This is a genomic window from Saccharopolyspora antibiotica, assembly GCF_047200635.1.
In the GTDB taxonomy this organism is placed as follows: Bacteria; Actinomycetota; Actinomycetes; order Mycobacteriales; family Pseudonocardiaceae; genus Saccharopolyspora_C.
Window position 1 is genome coordinate 57,837 of record NZ_JBJZOI010000025.1, and the last position, 16,917, is coordinate 74,753.

The following is a 16,917-nucleotide window of genomic DNA, read 5'->3' on the forward strand; positions in this document are numbered from 1 at the left end:
CTGATCACGAGTCTTTCTGCATCGTGGCCCACAGGCCTGCGGCGTGCAGTTTCGCGACGTCCCCCTCGACCTTCTCCTTCGCGCCCGAGGAGACGGCCGCGCGACCCTTGTGGTGGACGTCGAGCATGAGCTTGGTCGCGTGGTCCCGGCTGTAACCGAAGATCTTCTGAAGAACGTAGGTCACGTAGGACATCAGGTTCACCGGATCGTTCCAGACCACGGTGACCCACGGCTTGTCCTCGTCTCCGAGTTCAGCCGGTTCCAGTTGCGCGCGCTCCAGTTCAGCGGGCGAGGTCATGTCCCCATGTTCGCACGTGGGCACGGACACGTCGTCGACCGCACGGCCAAATCGGGCACGACCTGCGGGCGAGGCGGGCGGTCGCGGGGACGTAACCTCTGATCCATGACGGCAGCTGCCAGTACCGCGTTGCGGACGGATCACTACGAGCTGACCATGCTGGCCAGCGCCCTGCGGGACGGGACCGCCGAACGCCGTTGCGTGTTCGAGGCGTTCACCCGACGGTTGCCCGTCGGGCGGCGCTACGGCGTGGTCGGGGGCACCGATCGGGTGCTGGCCGCGATCGAGGACTTCCGGTTCGACGAGGCGGAGCTGACCAGCCTCGCAGCGGACGGCGTCGTCGACGGCGACACCCTCGCCTGGCTGCGGGACTACCGCTTCACCGGCGACGTCGAGGGCTACCCGGAAGGCGAGCTCTACTTCCCCGGTTCCCCGCTGCTCACCGTGCGCGGCACCTTCGCCGAGGCGGTGCTGCTGGAGACGGTGATCCTGTCGATCCTGAACCACGACTCGGCGATCGCGGCCGCTGCGGCTCGGATGGTCTCGGCCGCGAACGGCCGCCGGATCATCGAGATGGGATCGCGGCGCACCCACGAGGAGTCGGCCGTGGCGGCGGCGCGCATCGCCTACCTCTGCGGATTCACCGCCACCTCGAACCTGGAGGCGGGGCGCCGCTACCGGATCCCCACCACGGGGACCTCGGCCCACTCGTTCACGTTGCTGCACGACTCCGAGCGTGCCGCGTTCGAGTCGCAGATCGCCGCGCTCGGCGCGGACACGACACTCCTGGTGGACACCTACGACATCACCAAGGGCATCCAGACGGCCGTGGAGGTCGCCGGGTCGCGGCTCGGGGCGGTGCGGATCGACTCGGGTGACGTGGGCGTGCTGGCGCGGCAGGCGCGGGAGCAGCTGGACTCGTTGGGCGCCACCGGCACCCGCATCGTGGTCTCGGGTGACCTGGACGAGTACGCGATCGCGGCGCTGCGGGCCGAGCCGGTGGACGGTTACGGCGTCGGCACCTCCCTGGTCACCGGCTCGGGCGCGCCCACCGCGGGCATGGTCTACAAGCTCACCGAGGTGGACGGCCGGGCGGTGGCCAAGCGCAGCTCGCACAAGGAGTCCCGGGGCGGGGCGAAGTCGGCGCTGCGCAGGCACAAGGAGACCGGCACCGCGCTGGAGGAGGTCGTGTTCCGCACCGGCGCGGACGCGGTGGAGCCGAAGGCGGGCCCGAACGACCGGGTGGTGCCGATCCCGCTGGTGCGCGGCGGCGAGCGGGTCGAAGGCCTGCCGACGCTGGAGGACAATCGGGAGCGCCTGCGGCACGCCCTGGTGAGCCTGCCGTGGGAGGGCCTGACCCTCTCGAGCGGGGATCCCGCGATCCCGACGACCTTCCACTCCGAGGAGGAGCTGTGAGCTCAGCGGTGCGCACGGCGCTGGTCGTGGTCGACGTCCAGCTGGACTTCTGCGAGGGCGGCGCGCTGGCCGTCGCGGGCGGGGCCGAGGTGGCCGCCGCGATCTCCCGCCACCTGGACGGCACCGACTACGACCAGGTCATCGCCACCCGGGACTACCACGTGGACCCCGGTGCCCACTTCAGCGCGGCCCCGGACTTCGTGCGCTCCTGGCCGGTGCACTGCGTGGCGGGCACGGCGGGCGCCGCGTTCCACCCGGAGCTGGAGGTGGGCCCGGTGCGGGAGGTCTTCTCCAAGGGGCAGTACTCCGACGGCTACTCCGGTTTCGAGGGCGTCGACCGCACCGGCCGCGGGCCCGCCGCGTGGCTGGGGGCGCACGGGGTGACCGACGTGGCGGTCGTCGGCATCGCCACCGACCACTGCGTGCGCGCCACGGCGCTGGACGCGGCGAAGGCCGGGTTCACCACCACGGTCCTGCTCGACCTCACGGCGGGCGTCTCCGCCGCCACCGTCGAGTCGGCGCTCACCGACCTGCGCGCCGCCGGCGTCGCCACCACCGGGTCCCCGATCGTGCGGTGAGCCGGGATCTCCCGGCGGCGCGGTCGGGGGCGGGCGGTAGCGTTCGCGGGCGTGCCAGGTTCAGTTCCGCAGTGGTCCGATCCGGACGTGTTCGCGCCCGACGAGAACGACGAGCTCCCGCCCGAGATCGCCGCCGACCTGGTCAAGAAGGGCGCCCCGGGCTCCCGGAAGCGCCACCGGGACGAACCGATCACGGCGAAGCCGCCGGAGCGGATCCCCGACCTGCCGACGCTGCTCGGCGTGGCGGTGAGCGCGGTCGGCGGCGCCGAACGCGAGGGCCAGTCGCGGATGGCGGCGGCGGTGGCGCACTCGATCGAGTCCGGCGAGCACCTGGCCGTGCAGGCCGGAACCGGGACGGGGAAGTCGCTGGCGTACCTGGTGCCCGCCATCCGGCACGCCGTCGTCGAGGCGACGACCGTCGTGATCTCCACGGCGACCATCGCGCTGCAACGTCAGCTCGTCGACCGCGACCTGCCCCGGCTGGCCGACGCGCTGGCCGAGTCGCTGGGCCGTCCGCCCACGTTCGCGATCCTCAAGGGCCGCCGCAACTACCTGTGCCTCAACCGGGTCCACGGCGGCGCCCCGGCCGATCCCGACGACGGCGGCCTGTTCGACCCGTTCGCCGCCTCCGCGCTGGAACGCCAGGTCAAGCGGGTCCGCGAGTGGTCCACCGAGACCGAGACGGGGGACCGCGACGAACTCGTCCCCGGCGTCACCGACCAGGCCTGGCGGCAGCTCTCGGTGACCGCGAAGGAATGCCTCGGCGCGCACCGCTGCCCCGTCGGCACCGATTGCTTCGCCGAACGCGCCCGCAACGAGGCGGGCCGCGCCGACGTGGTCGTCACCAACCACGCGCTGCTCGCGATCGACGCCCTCGACGACCGACCCGTGCTGCCCGAGCACGACGTGGTCGTCGTCGACGAGGCGCACGACCTGGTGGACCGGGTGACCTCGGCCGCCACCGGGGAGCTGTCCGCGAACCAGGCGAAGCTCGCCGCCCGCCGCTGCGGGCGGGCCATCGACCAGGGCCTCGCCGACCGGCTGGACGAGGCCGCCGAAGGCGTCGAGCTCGTCCTGCAGGACGCCCGGTCGCAACGGCTGGAGGAGATGCCGGAGGCGCTCGGCGGCGCGCTCACCGCGCTGCGCGACGCCTCCGCCGCCTGCATGACCGCGCTCGGGCCGGAGCGCAAGGAAGACCCCGAGGGCAGCACCGCCCGCAAGCTCGCCCTCGCGCTCACCGAGGAGCTGCACGACAACGCGGTCCGGCTGCTCGACGCCTTCGACGAGCCCGAGGGCCAGCGCCGCGACGTGGTCTGGGTCAGTTCCGAGCCGAACCGGCCGCCGACCGTGAAGGTCGCGCCGCTCGGCGTCGGCGGGTTGCTGCGGGAGCGGCTGTTCGGGCAGCGCACCACGGTGCTCACCTCGGCGACGCTGGCCCTCGGGGGCTCCTTCGACACCCTCGCCCGGCAGTGGGGTCTCCCACCGGAGCGCAAGGCCGCGCCCGCGCCGGCGCTGGCCAGCGGCAAGGAGGCGCCGTCGGACTCGGCCGGGCCCCGCTGGACCGGGCTCGACGTCGGCTCCCCGTTCGAGCACCAGCGCAGCGGGATCCTCTACCTCGCGCGCCACCTCCCGCAGCCCGGGCGGGACGGGCTGCCCGCTGAGTACCTCGACGAGCTCGCCGAACTCGTCGAGGCCGCCGGGGGCCGGACCCTGGGGTTGTTCTCCTCGATGCGCGCAGCCAAGCAGGCCGCCGAACAGCTGCGGGAACGGCTCCGCACGCCCGTGCTCTGCCAGGGCGAGGACAACACGGCGCAGCTCGTCGCCAAGTTCGCCGCCGACCCGGCCACCTCGCTGTTCGGAACGCTCTCGCTGTGGCAGGGGGTGGACGTGCCCGGCGACTCGCTGCAACTGGTGGTGATGGACCGGATCCCCTTCCCCCGCCCGGACGATCCGCTGGCCTCGGCCAGGCAGAAGGCGGTGTCCGCGCACGGCGGGAACGGGTTCCTCACCGTCGCCGGGACGCACGCGGCGCTGCTGCTCGCGCAGGGGGCCGGGCGGCTGCTGCGGTCCTCCAGCGACCGCGGGGTGATCGCGGTGCTCGACCCTCGGCTGGCGACCGCCCGCTACGGCGGCTTCCTGCGCGCCTCGCTCCCCCCGTTCTGGACCACCCACGATCCGCAGGTGGTCCGCGGCGCCCTGACCCGGTTGCACACCTCCGCGGGCCAGGCACCCGGGTGAGCGGTCCCGGGTGAACGGACCCTCCGTCCCACGTCGCTGGACGAACGGTCCGCTCACCCGGGGGTCCCTGCCCCCGCCCGGCCTAGGCCGCCCGCCGCCGATCCACCCGGCCTCGATCCCCCGAGTGTCGATCCACCCGGTGCCGAACCGCTCGGTCTCGATCCCACCGGCCTCGATCCACCCGGTGCCGATCCGCCCGGTGCCGATCCGGCGGGCCGACCCACGCGGTGTCAGCCCGTTCCACTCCCGGTGAACGGCCCGTTGGACCAACGAACTGGGACGAACGACCCGCTCACTCCCGGTGCGAGCCGGGATCGAGCGAGCGGACCATCCGTCCCGGTGGTTCGGTCGAACGGGCCGTTCACCCGGAACCCGGTTTCGAGCGAACGGCCCCTTCGACCAACCAGCTGGGACGAGCGGTCCGTTCACCCGGAGCGCGGGTGCGGTCAACGGCCCCTTCGACCAATCGGCTTGGACGAACGGTCCGCTCGCCCCGACCGGCAACCCGCACCGCACCCGCCCCGGGTCCCGTCGATCACGACCACCAGGCTCGCGCCGCGGCCGTGCGCAGGACTTGTGGACGTAGTCCTCGAAGGTCACCGGCCCGCCCTGCCTGACCCCGGCCCTCCCGAGCCGTCCGCCCCGGCGCTCGGGATCGGCCCGCTCACCGGAACCCGATCCCAACCGGCCGCCTGCCCGGCGCTCGGTCGAACGGGCCGTTCACATCCGAGCGTCTGCGGGTCAACGGACCGTTCGACCAACCGGCCCCGTCGAACGGTCCGTTCGCGAGGAACCGGACCCGAGCCGACGGTCCGTTCGCGAGGAACCGCCCTCGGGTCAACGGACCGTTCGACCAACGGGATGGGACGAACGGGCCGTTCACTCCCTCCCGCACCTGCGGTGGGCGCCACTATGTGGTCCAAGTCGCCGTGCTCGCGGCCCCGGGGCGGGTACGTTGACGCCGATCGTGAGGCCCAGGAGGAGACGTCGTGCCCGGACAGCGCACCACCACACCGGCGGCCGACCTGGCGCGGACCGTGGTCTTCGCCGCGTTCACCGCCGTGCTCGGCCTGTTCCCCGGGCTCTACGTCGCGGGTTCGGGGGTGCCGGTGGTGCTGCAGAACATGGGCCCGCTGCTGGCGGGCAGCATCCTCGGCGCGCGGCGCGCGGGCGCGGCGACGGGGTTGTTCCTGGCGCTGGTGGCGCTGGGCCTGCCGCTGCTGTCGGGCGGACGCGGCGGTCTCGCGCCGTTCGCCGGCCCGACCGGGGGCTTCGCGCTGGGCTACCTGCTCTCGGCGGTCGTGGTGGGGCTGATCGTGCAGCGCGGCCTCCCCCGGCCGAGCCTGCCGCGGCTGCTGCTGGCGAACGTGGCGGGGGTGGCGGCGGACTACCTGATCGGGATCCCCTACTGGGCGGCGTTCACGGGTGATCTCGGCGCGGCGGCGGTGCAGTCGCTGGTCTTCCTGCCGGGCGACGCGGTGAAGCTGGTAGCGGTGTCGTTGGTGGCCGCCGCGGTGCACCGCGCGCTGCCCGGTGCCGGACGATGAGGCTGCGGGAGCGGGTCGGTTGATCGAATTCGAGGACGTCGCGCACAGCTACGGCGAGCACCCCGTGCTCGACGGCATCGACCTGCGGCTCGGCGAGCGGCGGGTGGCGTTCGTCGGAGCGAACGGCTCCGGCAAGTCGACCCTCGCTCGCACGATCAACGGATTGGTGGCGCCGACCCGGGGGCGGGTGATCGTCGACGGCCTGGACCCGGCGCGCGAGGGACGCGCGGTGCGCGGGCGGGTCGGTTTCGTGTTCACCAACCCCGACAGCCAGATCGTGATGCCCACGGCCGGGGAGGACGTGGCGTTCTCCCTGCGCAGGCGGGGCGTGCCGAAGGCGGAGCGGGAGCGCCGCGCCGCCGAGGTGCTGGCCCGGCACGGCCTCGCCGGGTACGCCGAGCATCCCGCCCACCAGCTGTCCGGGGGGCAGAAGCAGCTGCTGGCCCTGTGCTCGATGCTGGTGCTGGAGCCGGACGTGCTGGTCTGCGACGAGCCGACCACGCTCCTGGACCTGCGGAACAAGCGGCACTTCGTGGAGCTGCTCCAGCAGCTCCCGCAGCAGGTGGTGCTGGTGACCCACGACCTGCACCTGCTCGACGGGTTCGACCGGGTCGTGGTGCTCGACGAGGGCCGCGTCGTCGCCGACGACACCCCGGCCCCGGCGCTGGCCCGCTACCGGGAGCTGGCGGGATGAGCCCGATCGGCCTGTACGAACCGGGGACGAGCCCGCTGCACCGGACTCCGGCGGGGGTGAAGTTCGCACTGCTGCTGGGCTTCGCGGTGCTGATCTTCGTGCTCGGCTCGGCGCTGCCGCTGGCCGTGGTCTCGGTGGTCGCGGTGCTGGCCTACGCCGTGGCGCGGATCCCGCCGCGGCGCTGCTGGCAGGTGGCCCGGCTGCTGCTGCCGCTGCTCGCGGTGATCTTCCTGCTCCAGTGGTGGACCCTGGGGCTCGACCAGGCGGGCGTGGTGGTGCTGCGGTTGTTCGCGGCGCTGGCGGTGGCCAACCTGTTCACCCTGACCACGAAGGTGGACGACCTGGTGAGCGCGGTGGAGCGCGGCCTCGGCCCGCTGCGCCGCTTCGGCGTGCGCCCGGAACGGGTGGGGTTGCTGGTGGGGCTGACCTTGCAGGCCGTGGCGGCCCTGTCGACGATCGCCGCGCAGACCCGGGAGGCGCAGCGGGCGCGCGGGGCGGAGCGCTCGCTGCCCGCGTTCGCCGTGCCGTTCCTGGTCCGCACGTTGCGCCACTCCGACGAGCTCGGCGAGGCCCTGGCGGCGCGCGGCGTGGGCGACGACTGACGGTTCAGGCGCCGGATCCCAGGGCGAGGCGCGCGGCGTGCCTCGCGATGAACTCCTCCACCTCGTCGGCGGGCTTGTCCGGCAGGCCCCAGATGGCTTCCGCGACACCGCAGTCAGCCCACTGCGACAGCAGTGCCGGGGTCGGCTTCCGGGTCGCGAGCACGTGGATCGCGGGTTCGCCGGGTCTGCCCGCCGCTGCCCAGGCCTCGCGCAGCCGCTGCGCGTCCAGCGGCACGTCGGTGTCGGCGGGCGTGGTGATCCACCCGTCGGCGTGCGCGGCGATCCAGGCGAACGTCTTCGGGCCCGCACCGGCCCCGATCAGCAGCGGGATCCGCCCGGGTTTCGGATACGCCCAGGAGGGGCCGAACTCGACGAACTCCCCGGAGTAGGAGGCTTCCTCCTGCGTCCACAGCGCGCGCATCGCCTCCACGTGCTCGCGCAGCGCGGTCCGCCGCCGGTGCGCGGGCACCCGGTGATCGGCGAGCTCGTCGGTGTTCCACCCGAACCCGGCCCCGAGCACCACCCGGCCACCGGAGAGCCAGTCCAGCGAGGCGATCGTCTTGGCCAGCGAGATCGGGTCGGACTCGACCGGCAGCGCCACCGCCGTGGCCAGCCGGATCCGCGAGGTGAGCGCGGCCGCGGCGCTCAGGCTCACCCAGGGATCGAGGGTCCGCAGGTAGCGGTCGTCCGGTAGCGCGGCACCCCCGGTGCCGGGATGCGCGGCCGTGCGCCTGACCGGGATGTGGGTGTGCTCGGGGACGTAGAAGGTGTCGAACCCGGCCTGCTCGGCCGCCCGCGCGGCCCGCCCCGGGGTGATCCCGCGATCGCTGGTGAACAGCACTACGCCGTGTCGCAAGGGAGGTCCTCTCCGCGCCGGGGGCCGGCGGAGCCCGCGGCGACGATGCGTGGACGAGATCGACGCGCCTGCCCTGGATCCACCGACGACCCTAGCAAGCGTTTGGCCGAGCCCCAAGAGCCTGATCTCCAACCCTTTTCCACGAGGGGAAATCCGGTTCGACCGGCTCGCCGAGCTGATCCCGTTCGGGCCGCGAGCGGCTCGACTCACCGCTGGTGCCGACGGCGGTGCGGGCGCTCTCCGGTGCGCACGTGCCGATCCACCGCGCGACCGGAGGGCGCGAATCGGCAGCGCTCGGCGGAGCGGCGCCCCGACCTGCCCGCTCACCACGGCCGGGAGCAGGGCTGGCAGCCGCGCGCCACGCCGCTGCTGAGCCCCGCGCGACGGTGAGCGGATCGCGCCGGTACGTCACCGGGCCCGATCGCCGGAGCATCCCGTCCGGTGCTCCGTCCCGAGATCCAGCCGCCGCGAGGTTCGGGGACCGCGGGCCCGCGCCGGTCGGGAAGGCGCCGTGCCCGTGACCGAAGCCGCTCGCGCGGACGCGGACTCCTACCGGGCCTGGACCACCGCTTCCCGTCGTCCGCACCCCGGCCGACCGAGGCGCGGCTCAGCCAGCAGGCGACACCCACTGGGCGAGCACGGTGACCGTGCCCGGATCCACCTCGGTGAACCCGGCGTCGCGGACCGCGGCGACCCCGTCGCGGCGCCAGGCTGTCGCGGCGTCCCCGCCCGGGTGCAGGCGCTCCCAGGTCCCGGCGTCGGCGGTGCGCACGGCGGACGGGAACCCGGCAGCCCGCCACGTCTCCAGCTCGCCGCCCCGCCCGGCACCGTGCAGCAGCGCGGCCAGGAACATCGTCGCGTGCCCCACCTGGGCGGCGGACTTGCCCGCGCTCATCGGGACGTCCGGGTTCAACCACAGCACCGGGACGCCCGAGGGCGGCGGGCCGGGCTCGTCCGGCTCCAGCTCGCTGCCGGAGATCTGCAGCCGGGTGAGCTCCTTGGGCATGTCCGCCACCCGAGAAGGCAAGAAGGCCCGCACCTCGGCGCCGTCCACCTCGACCGTCCGGCCGGGGAGCTGCTGGACCGCAGCCCAGTGCGCACCCCGGGCGCGGCGGGACACCTTCCGGATCCGCCCGGAGATCCAGCCGTGCACCGGCTCGAACCACTCCCCAGCCGGCTCGGCGCGCTCGTCGAGGCACACCTCCAGCGCGGCCGAGGCCGCCGCCTCCAGCAGTGCGCTGCGGCGGGGCGGTTCGGCGCGCTCGATGCGCAGCACCATCGGCATCAGCACCACCTGCTCGGGGTCCTCGTCCGCGGTGTCGGCGGTGAGCTCGGTCGGCATCGCCAGCCAGGAGGCGTAGCGGGAGAGCAGGGGGTTCAACACGGACGCATCGAGCACGCCCCCATTGTCCCGCGCCCCACCACCGCCTCACCCGGCTCCCCACCACGAGTGAACGGACCGTTCGCCCAACGGGACTGGACGAACGGTCCGCTCACCCCGTCCGGAACCGGGTGAACGGACCGTTCGCCCAACCGGACCGGACGAACGATCCGCTCACCCGACGTCCGGGCGTGAACGGACCGTTGGCCCAACCAGACAGGACGAACGATCCGCTCACCCCGTCCGGAACCGGGTGAACGGACCGTTCGCCCAACCGGACCGGACGAACGATCCGCTCACCCGGTGCGGGCTCAGCGGGTGTCGCGGTCCGGGGATTCGGCGATCTCCTTGAGGCGCTGGAGGGTGCGCTCCATGCCGTCCCGGAAGTTCTGCGCCAACCGCTCCCGGCCGCCGACCACCTGGTACAGCGGCCACAACATGCCGTGCCGGGTTCCCGAGGTGTCCCGCTGCTCGGTCACCGTGGTCCCGCCGCCGTCGGGCACCAGCAGGTAGCGCCACACCGTGTTGTGCAGCGTGGTGCGGAAGGCGAACTCGCGGCCGCGCTCGGCCCGCTCGATCCTGTTCGGCGTGGGGATCCCGGGCTTGTTGACGCCGATGAACCGCGCCCCCACCACGGGCTCCCGCACCCTGCCGCGCCAGCGGCATCTCACCAGTGCGGGGCTCCACTCCGGCATCCGGGTGATGTCGGAGATCAGGTCCCAGACCTGCTCCGGTGTCGCCTCGATGCGCAGGGACACCTCGTCCAGCTCGGTCGATCCGCTCATGTCCGCTCCGTTCCGGTCGCTCCTGCGATCAACGAAACGATCATGGTCCAGATCCGGCCAGCCGGATCGGTTCAGGCCTCCAGCGGTACCCGCCGCAGCACGCCGTCCTCGGCGTCGGCGAGCTCCACCTCGGCGCGGGTGACGCCGAGGACGAACAGGATCGCGTCCAGGAAGGGGTGCGACAGCGCGGTGTCGGCGACCTCGCGCAGCGCGGGCTTCGCGTTGAACGCGACGCCGAGGCCCGCGGCCGAGAGCATGTCGATGTCGTTGGCGCCGTCGCCGACGGCGACGCACTGCCCGGCGGGAACGCCGAACTCCTCGGCGAACCGCCGCAGCGCCCGCGCCTTCCCCGGCCGGTCCACGATCTCGCCGACCACGCGTCCGGTGAGCTTGCCGTCGACGACCTCCAGTTCGTTCGCGGCGCTGAAGTCCAGGCCCAGCTCGGCGACGAGGTGGTCGATGATCTGGGTGAAGCCGCCGGAGACCACCCCGGTGTGGAAGCCGAGCCTGCGGAGGGTGCGCACCGTGGTCCGCGCCCCGGGGGTGAGCTCGAGGTCGGCGGCCACCTCGTCGAGCACCGTCGCGGGCAGGCCCTCCAGGACCGCGACCCGTTCGCGCAACGACTCGGCGAAGTCCAGCTCGCCGCGCATCGCGCGCTCGGTGACCTCGCGGACGGCCTCCTCGCACCCGGCCTTGGCGGCGAGCATCTCGATGACCTCGCCCTGGATCAGCGTGGAGTCGACGTCGAAGACGACCAGCCGCTTCGCCCGCCGCGTCAGCCCGGCGCGCTCGACGGCCACGTCGAGGCCGAGGCCGGCGGAGAGCTGGCCCATCGCCGAGGTGAGGGCCGCGCCCATCTCATCGCTCGAATCCGGCGCCGTGACCTGCAACTCCAGCCCCGTCACCGGGTAGTCGGCGACGCGGCGGATCGAGTCGATGTTCACGTTCATCGCGGCGAGCCTGCGCGCCACCTCGGTGAAGCCGCGCGCCGACACGGGGTGTCCGAGGACCACGACCACGTGGGTGGACGCCAGCTTCGCGGGGTCCCCGTCGGGAGCTCCGATGAGCACGTCGACGTGCATGCCGACGGTGGCCATCGCCTGCTCGACGGACTCCTGCAGGTGCTCGGCGTCCCCCTCCGTCGACACCAGCACGCCGAGCACGAGCCGGTCGTGGATCACGACCTGCTCGACGTCGACCAGGTCCACCCCGTGCGCGGTGAGGGCGGCGAACAGCACCGAGGTGACACCCGGCTTGTCCTGCCCGGTCACGGTGATCAACGCGGTGGTGGGGTTCGGCGTGCTCACGGTCGCCGGCACTCCTTTCCTGTAGCGAGACACGAGAAACCCCGGCAGACCTGAGGCCTGCCGGGGCTCGTCATCGGAGCCGACTCACCTTGGCACAGCTGTGCGGTGCGGCACTAGCGCGCACGTCACGTTGCGCCGGTCGGTGCTCGGCGGTCGTCACTTCTCCTTGGGGTCGCGGTCGCCGCCCTGCTCCGGCGGGACGGTCGCGCTCGCGGCCTTCTCCGACGGGGCCGCGTGCGCCAGCGGCTTGCCGGTGAGCCCGACGTGGGCCTCCAGCCGCATCCGGTCCGCGACGTGCGGGTAGTGCAGCTCGAACGCGGGGCGCTCGGAGCGGATCCGGGGCAGCTCGGTGAAGTTGTGCCGCGGTGGCGGGCAGGACGTCGCCCACTCCAGCGAGTTGCCGTAGCCCCACGGGTCGTCGACGTTCACGATCTCGCCGTAGCGGTAGCTCTTGAACACGTTCCACAGGAACGGCAGCATCGACGCGCCGAGGATGAAGGCGCCCACGGTGGACAGCGTGTTCAGCGCGGTGAAGCCGTCCGACTCCAGGTAGTCGGCGTACCGGCGGACCATGCCCTCGTTGCCCAGCCAGTGCTGCACCAGGAACGTGGTGTGGAAGCCGATGAACGTCAGCCAGAAGTGCAGCTGGCCCAGCCGCTCGTCCATCATGCGACCGGTCATCTTCGGGAACCAGAAGTAGATCCCGGCGAAGGTCGCGAACACGATCGTGCCGTAGAGCACGTAGTGGAAGTGCGCCACCACGAAGTAGGTGTCCGAGACGTGGAAGTCGATCGGCGGGGCGGCCAGCAGGACGCCGGTCAGACCGCCGAACAGGAACGTCACCAGGAACCCGACGCTGAAGATCATCGGCGACTCGAAGGTCAGCTGGCCGCGCCACATGGTGCCGATCCAGTTGAAGAACTTCATGCCGGTGGGGATGGCGATGAGGAACGTGGTGAACGAGAAGAACGGCAGCAGCACCGCACCGGTCGCGTACATGTGGTGCGCCCACACGACGACCGACAGCGCCGCGATGCCCAGCGTCGCGTACACCAGGCCGGTGTAGCCGAACAGCGGCTTCCGGCTGAACACCGGGAAGATCTCGGAGACGATGCCGAAGAACGGCAGCGCCACGATGTAGACCTCCGGGTGCCCGAAGAACCAGAACAGGTGCTGCCAGAGGATGACGCCACCGTTGGCCGGGTCGAAGACGTGCGCACCGAGCTGCCGATCCGCCAGCAGGCCCATCAGGGCCGCGGTCAGGATCGGGAAGGCCATCAGGATCAGCACGCTCGTCACCAGGATGTTCCAGGTGAAGATCGGCATCCGCCACATCGTCATGCCGGGCGCCCGCAGGCAGACCACGGTGGTGACCATGTTGACCGCACCGAGGATGGTGCCCAGACCGGAGACCGCGAGCCCCGCGATCCAGAAGTCCGCGCCGTGCCCGGGCGAGTGCAGGGCGTCCGACAGCGGGGTGTAGGCGAACCAGCCGAAGTCCGCGGCACCGCCCGGCAGCAGGAAGCCGCTCACGACGACCAGCCCGCCGAACAGGTAGAGCCAGTAGCCGAAAGCGTTCAGCCGCGGGAACGCGACGTCCGGCGAACCGATCTGCAGCGGCAGGATGTAGTTCGCGAAGCCGAACAGGATCGGCGTCGCGTACAGCAGCAGCATGATCGTGCCGTGCATCGTGAACAGCTGGTTGTACTGCTCCTGGGACAGGAACTGCATCCCGGGAACGGCCAGCTCCCCGCGGATCAGCATCGCCATCAACCCGCCCACGATGAAGAAGGCGATCGAGGTGACGAGGTAGAGGATGCCGATCTGCTTGTGGTCGGTGGTGCGGAACATCCGCGCCAGGAACGACCCCTTGACCGTTTGGCGCGCCGGATAGGGGCGCGTGGCTATCGGCTGTGGCGCGACGGCCGTCACGGTGCCTCCTGCACTGTTCCTCGTGATTGCGCGGGCCCGCGGACGGGACCGCCCGACCCGGTCGGGTCGGCGCGTCGTCGGCCGCGACCCGCCCCGGTTTCAGGTGGCCTGCGCCCGGCACGATCGCTGCCGTCTGCGGATACTAGTCCGACCACCGCGTGTGCCTGCGGCCGGGCCGTAGCCACCCTAGTCATCGCCCCGTGCGGGGTCACCCGCGGTGAGAGCGAGGCGACACCCCGCGTCCGGCAGGCGATCCGCGCACCCCGGTGGACCGGCGGCCCACGATCGATAACCTGGAAGAGGACAGCCCCGGTCGACGCAGCGTGCGGGCTCGGCCGGGGACGACCACCACCCCGGAAGAGGGCGGGAACGTGCAGCGAGCCTCGTGCCACCGGCCGACCTCCCCCGCGCCCGGCGTGTCGGCCGCACGCCTGTTCGGCGCGGTCCTGGCCTGCGGTCTGGCGCTGGCCGGCTGCGGACCCGCCCCGGCTCCCCCACCACCCGCCCCCGCTCCCGGGAGCGAGGTGGCCGCGCCCGAGGAGGCGTGGCCGGAGGAGTTCGAGGACGCCTCGCACACCGGGACCGACCGGGAGTTCGCGCGGCTGCTCGTCGAGCACCACCACCAGCAGCTGGAGCTGGCCGGCATCGCGGAGTACGCGGGCGACCCGGCGACCGCCTCCTTCGCGGAGGCCATCGGGCGGGAACGGCGAGCCCAGCTCGACGAGCTGTCCGCGTGGCTCATCTCGACGGAGGGCGCGCCGTCCGGCAGCGCCCCCGAGGACCTCGGCCTCGGCGAGGCCCCGCTGTTCGGGACGCCGAACCCCGAGCTGGCGGCCCGCCTGCGGCAGACCAGCGGACCCGAGTTCACGCCGCTGTTCAAGCAGGCCATGAGCGGTCTCTACGACTCCTCGGGCCAGCTCGCGCAGGCGGAGCTGGAGGAGGGTTCCGCCGCGCAGATGCGGGCCCTGGCCGAGCGGATCCTCGACGAGCACGACGCCGAGCTCTCCCGGCTCCACGCCCTCTGACCCGCCCACGACGCCGGGTCGAGCGCGCCTCGTCCGAACCCGGGCGGCCCCCGGCCGACGAACGGTCCGTTCGCCCATCCCGCGCACCCCCGCCGAAGCCGCCAGCGCCAGTGAACGGACCGTCCGTCCCATCCCGTTGGACCAACGGTCCGCTCACCCGCCACCCGGGCACCGCAGGAACGAGTGAACGGACCGTCCGTCCCATCTCGTTGGACCAACGGTCCGTTCACTCCGGAGCGGCCAGCGACGCGGGACGAGAACCTACCGAAAGTAGGCTACCGGCGGTAAGCTACTCGGGGTAGGTAGAGTTCGAGGTGAGGAGTGCGAATGCCGTCCACGGTCTCCGGCAAGGTCGTCCTGATCACGGGTGCCGCGCGCGGTATCGGCGCGCAGACCGCGCGAGAGCTGGCCCGGCGCGGAGCGCGGCTGTCGCTCGTGGGGCTCGAACCCGAGGAGCTGCGGGACGTCACCGCGGAGCTGGGCGAGGGCCACACCTGGTTCGAGGCCGACGTCACCGATCCGGACACGCTGCGCGCCGCGATCGACGGCACCGTCGCCGCGCACGGCCGGATCGACGTGGTGATCGCGAACGCGGGCATCGCCCCCTTCGGCACGGTGCTCAGCGGCGATCCGCACTCGTTCACCAAGACGATCGACGTGAACCTCAACGGCGTCTTCCACACCGCGCGGCTCGCGCTGCCGCACGTGATCGAGCAGCGCGGCTACGTCCTGGTCGTCTCCTCGCTGTCGGCCTTCGCGCCGATCGGTGGCATGGCCGCCTACACCGCGAGCAAGGCGGGGGCCGAGGCGCTGGCCAGCGCGCTCAGCTCCGAGGTCGGCCACCTGGGCGTGGCGGTCGGCAGCGCGCACCCATCGTGGATCGACACCGACCTGGTGCGCGACGCCGGGAACGATCTGCCCGCGTTCCGCGAGATGCGCGAGCGGCTGCCGTGGCCGATGCGCGCCACCACGACGGTCGAGTCCTGCGCCACCGCGTTCGCCGACGCCGTCGAGCACCGCTCCCGCCGGGTGTACGTGCCGCGCCCGGTCGCGCTGATGCACTGGCTGCGCAACCTGCCCGCCTCGAAGCTCGTGGCGCGGATCATGGCGCCCTCGCTGCGCCGCCTGATGCCGCAGATGGAGCGCGAGGTCGCGGCGCTGGGCCGCTCCTTCAGCGCCCGCAACCAGGCGTTGCAGGGCAAGGACGACTGATCACGAACGACGGGCGGGCGCTGGCGCGGCGGGCCCGCGGGCGGCGGGGATCCGCTCCCCGCGAGGCGCGGCGGGTCCGCGGCCGCGCTCCTGCCGGGCGGCCGCCCGGACCGGGGGCACCGGCGGGGCGGGACGGGGAGCGCGCGGGGGCGGCACCTGAGCACCGGGCGTGCGCTGCGGCAGTCCGGCCCGCGCGGCTCCCGCCCGGGCCGCCCCGCCCCGGGCGGCCCCGCCGGGCCGGAGCGGAGCGGCGGGCAGCCGTTCCTGCTCGATCTTCTCGATGATCCGCCAGACGGTGATCGCGGCGTCGTCCGGCTCGGCGCTGCGGTGGTTCGGGCCGGGCAGCTGCCCCTCGGCGCGCCACCAGCCCGCGCAGACCACTAGGCCGCCGACGGTGGCGCCCAGCGTGTTGAGCACGACGTCATCGGTGGACGCGACCCGGCCGGGGACGCAGAAGAACTGCACCGTCTCGATCGTCAGCGCCGTCAGCAGCCCACCGATGACGATCTTCCCGAGGCCGTCGAACCAGCGCACCCGCATCGGCACCAGCACCGCCATCGGGATCAGCAGCATCAGGTTCCCCAGCAGCTGCACCCACGGCCGCGCGTCGCCGGGTGCCGCGCGCAGCGCCGCGTGGAGGTCGTTGCCGAGTTCGGCCCGGACCCGCTCGGCGATCTCCGGCTGGGGGTAGAAGACGAGGTAGGCGGTGAACAGCACCGCGAACACCAGGAGCGCGTCGATCAAGGGGTCGTGCAAGGGGGAGACCGACCGCAGCCGGTTGCTGCGCGCCGTCCCGGACGCCGCGGCCACCAGCACCGCGAGCGGGAACAGCACCGCCATCGCCGGGACGAATCCGTCGAACGCCAAGAAGAGTTGATACACCTCAGCCGCACTTCCTCTGGTCACTGCCAGGACCGCGAACAGATGTCCGCACCAGGCGGTTCCGCGGTGCGGCGAGGCGCCGGAACCGCGGGCGACCACCTGTCGCGCCAGTCGCGCGAGGGATCGGCGGTCGACGTTGACCGATCAAGAAGGGGTTCAGAGAA

The 16,917-nt window shown here is 72.9% G+C and carries 15 protein-coding genes; 8 read left to right on the forward strand and 7 right to left on the reverse strand.

Annotated elements, in window-relative coordinates:
* Positions 1-4: 4 nt before the first annotated feature.
* Positions 5-298, reverse strand: coding sequence for an ATP-dependent Clp protease adapter ClpS (gene clpS, locus ACL03H_RS20295; RefSeq protein WP_412812864.1), 294 nt, complete (start codon positions 296-298; stop codon positions 5-7).
* Between the two features lie 105 nt (positions 299-403).
* Between clpS and ACL03H_RS20300 the strand changes: the two genes are divergently transcribed.
* The 6 genes from ACL03H_RS20300 to ACL03H_RS20325 all read left to right on the forward strand — a co-directional run bounded on the left by ACL03H_RS20300 (position 404) and on the right by ACL03H_RS20325 (position 7,373).
* Entirely contained in the window at positions 404-1,714 is a 1,311-nt protein-coding gene (locus ACL03H_RS20300) for a nicotinate phosphoribosyltransferase (protein ID WP_412812865.1), read from the forward strand.
* An 8-nt stretch (positions 1,715-1,722) separates the two neighbouring features.
* Complete coding sequence (locus ACL03H_RS20305) at positions 1,723-2,292, forward strand: isochorismatase family protein (protein WP_412812877.1); 570 nt, start codon at positions 1,723-1,725, stop codon at positions 2,290-2,292.
* A gap of 51 nt (positions 2,293-2,343) precedes the next feature.
* Positions 2,344-4,530, forward strand: coding sequence for an ATP-dependent DNA helicase (locus ACL03H_RS20310; RefSeq protein WP_412812866.1), 2,187 nt, complete (start codon positions 2,344-2,346; stop codon positions 4,528-4,530).
* Between the two features lie 989 nt (positions 4,531-5,519).
* Positions 5,520-6,077 (forward strand): biotin transporter BioY, encoded by a 558-nt coding sequence (locus ACL03H_RS20315; RefSeq protein WP_412812867.1) that lies wholly within the window; start codon positions 5,520-5,522, stop codon positions 6,075-6,077.
* 19 nt (positions 6,078-6,096) lie between these two features.
* Entirely contained in the window at positions 6,097-6,771 is a 675-nt protein-coding gene (locus ACL03H_RS20320; protein WP_412812868.1) for an energy-coupling factor ABC transporter ATP-binding protein, read from the forward strand.
* Positions 6,768-7,373: an energy-coupling factor transporter transmembrane component T family protein gene (locus ACL03H_RS20325; protein WP_412812869.1), complete on the forward strand. Its 606-nt coding sequence runs from the start codon at positions 6,768-6,770 to the stop codon at positions 7,371-7,373. Before ACL03H_RS20320 ends, ACL03H_RS20325 begins: the two co-directional genes overlap by 4 nt.
* Before the next feature lie 4 nt (positions 7,374-7,377).
* Here ACL03H_RS20325 and ACL03H_RS20330 read toward each other — a convergent pair whose 3' ends face one another.
* The 5 genes from ACL03H_RS20330 to ctaD form a co-directional block, all read right to left on the reverse strand.
* Positions 7,378-8,229 carry an LLM class F420-dependent oxidoreductase gene (locus ACL03H_RS20330; protein WP_412812870.1) on the reverse strand — a complete coding sequence of 284 codons (852 nt, stop codon included), beginning with the start codon at positions 8,227-8,229 and terminating at the stop codon, positions 7,378-7,380.
* A 607-nt stretch (positions 8,230-8,836) separates the two neighbouring features.
* Entirely contained in the window at positions 8,837-9,571 is a 735-nt protein-coding gene (locus tag ACL03H_RS20335; protein ID WP_412812878.1) for an aminoacyl-tRNA hydrolase, read from the reverse strand.
* 350 nt (positions 9,572-9,921) lie between these two features.
* Positions 9,922-10,395: an SRPBCC family protein gene (locus ACL03H_RS20340; protein WP_412812871.1), complete on the reverse strand. Its 474-nt coding sequence runs from the start codon at positions 10,393-10,395 to the stop codon at positions 9,922-9,924.
* A gap of 71 nt (positions 10,396-10,466) precedes the next feature.
* Positions 10,467-11,702: a phosphoserine phosphatase SerB gene (gene serB, locus ACL03H_RS20345; protein WP_412812872.1), complete on the reverse strand. Its 1,236-nt coding sequence runs from the start codon at positions 11,700-11,702 to the stop codon at positions 10,467-10,469.
* A 156-nt stretch (positions 11,703-11,858) separates the two neighbouring features.
* The gene (ctaD, locus tag ACL03H_RS20350; protein WP_412812873.1) at positions 11,859-13,634 is read right to left on the reverse strand and encodes an aa3-type cytochrome oxidase subunit I; all 1,776 of its coding nucleotides are present in this window, start codon (positions 13,632-13,634) and stop codon (positions 11,859-11,861) included.
* Positions 13,635-14,005: 371 nt separating this feature from the next.
* Between ctaD and ACL03H_RS20355 the strand changes: the two genes are divergently transcribed.
* Entirely contained in the window at positions 14,006-14,659 is a 654-nt protein-coding gene (locus tag ACL03H_RS20355; protein WP_412812874.1) for a DUF305 domain-containing protein, read from the forward strand.
* Positions 14,660-14,986: 327 nt separating this feature from the next.
* On the forward strand, positions 14,987-15,871 hold the full coding sequence (locus ACL03H_RS20360; protein ID WP_412812875.1) for an SDR family oxidoreductase: 885 nt from the start codon (positions 14,987-14,989) through the stop codon (positions 15,869-15,871).
* Here the strand turns inward: ACL03H_RS20360 and ACL03H_RS20365 are convergent, their stop codons facing one another.
* Positions 15,872-16,738 carry a VanZ family protein gene (locus tag ACL03H_RS20365; RefSeq protein WP_412812876.1) on the reverse strand — a complete coding sequence of 289 codons (867 nt, stop codon included), beginning with the start codon at positions 16,736-16,738 and terminating at the stop codon, positions 15,872-15,874.
* Positions 16,739-16,917: the final 179 nt, after the last annotated feature.

Bases quoted from the DNA above. Each gene is read 5' to 3' on its own strand.
- ACL03H_RS20300 (WP_412812865.1), top strand. From the start codon at position 404: ATGACGGCAGCTGCCAGTACCGCGTTGCGGACGGATCACTACGAGCTG.
- ACL03H_RS20340 (WP_412812871.1), bottom strand. From the start codon at position 10,395: ATGAGCGGATCGACCGAGCTGGACGAGGTGTCCCTGCGCATCGAGGCG.
- ACL03H_RS20360 (WP_412812875.1), top strand. From the start codon at position 14,987: ATGCCGTCCACGGTCTCCGGCAAGGTCGTCCTGATCACGGGTGCCGCG.
- clpS (WP_412812864.1), bottom strand. From the start codon at position 298: ATGACCTCGCCCGCTGAACTGGAGCGCGCGCAACTGGAACCGGCTGAA.
- ACL03H_RS20335 (WP_412812878.1), bottom strand. From the start codon at position 9,571: ATGCCGACCGAGCTCACCGCCGACACCGCGGACGAGGACCCCGAGCAG.
- ACL03H_RS20325 (WP_412812869.1), top strand. From the start codon at position 6,768: ATGAGCCCGATCGGCCTGTACGAACCGGGGACGAGCCCGCTGCACCGG.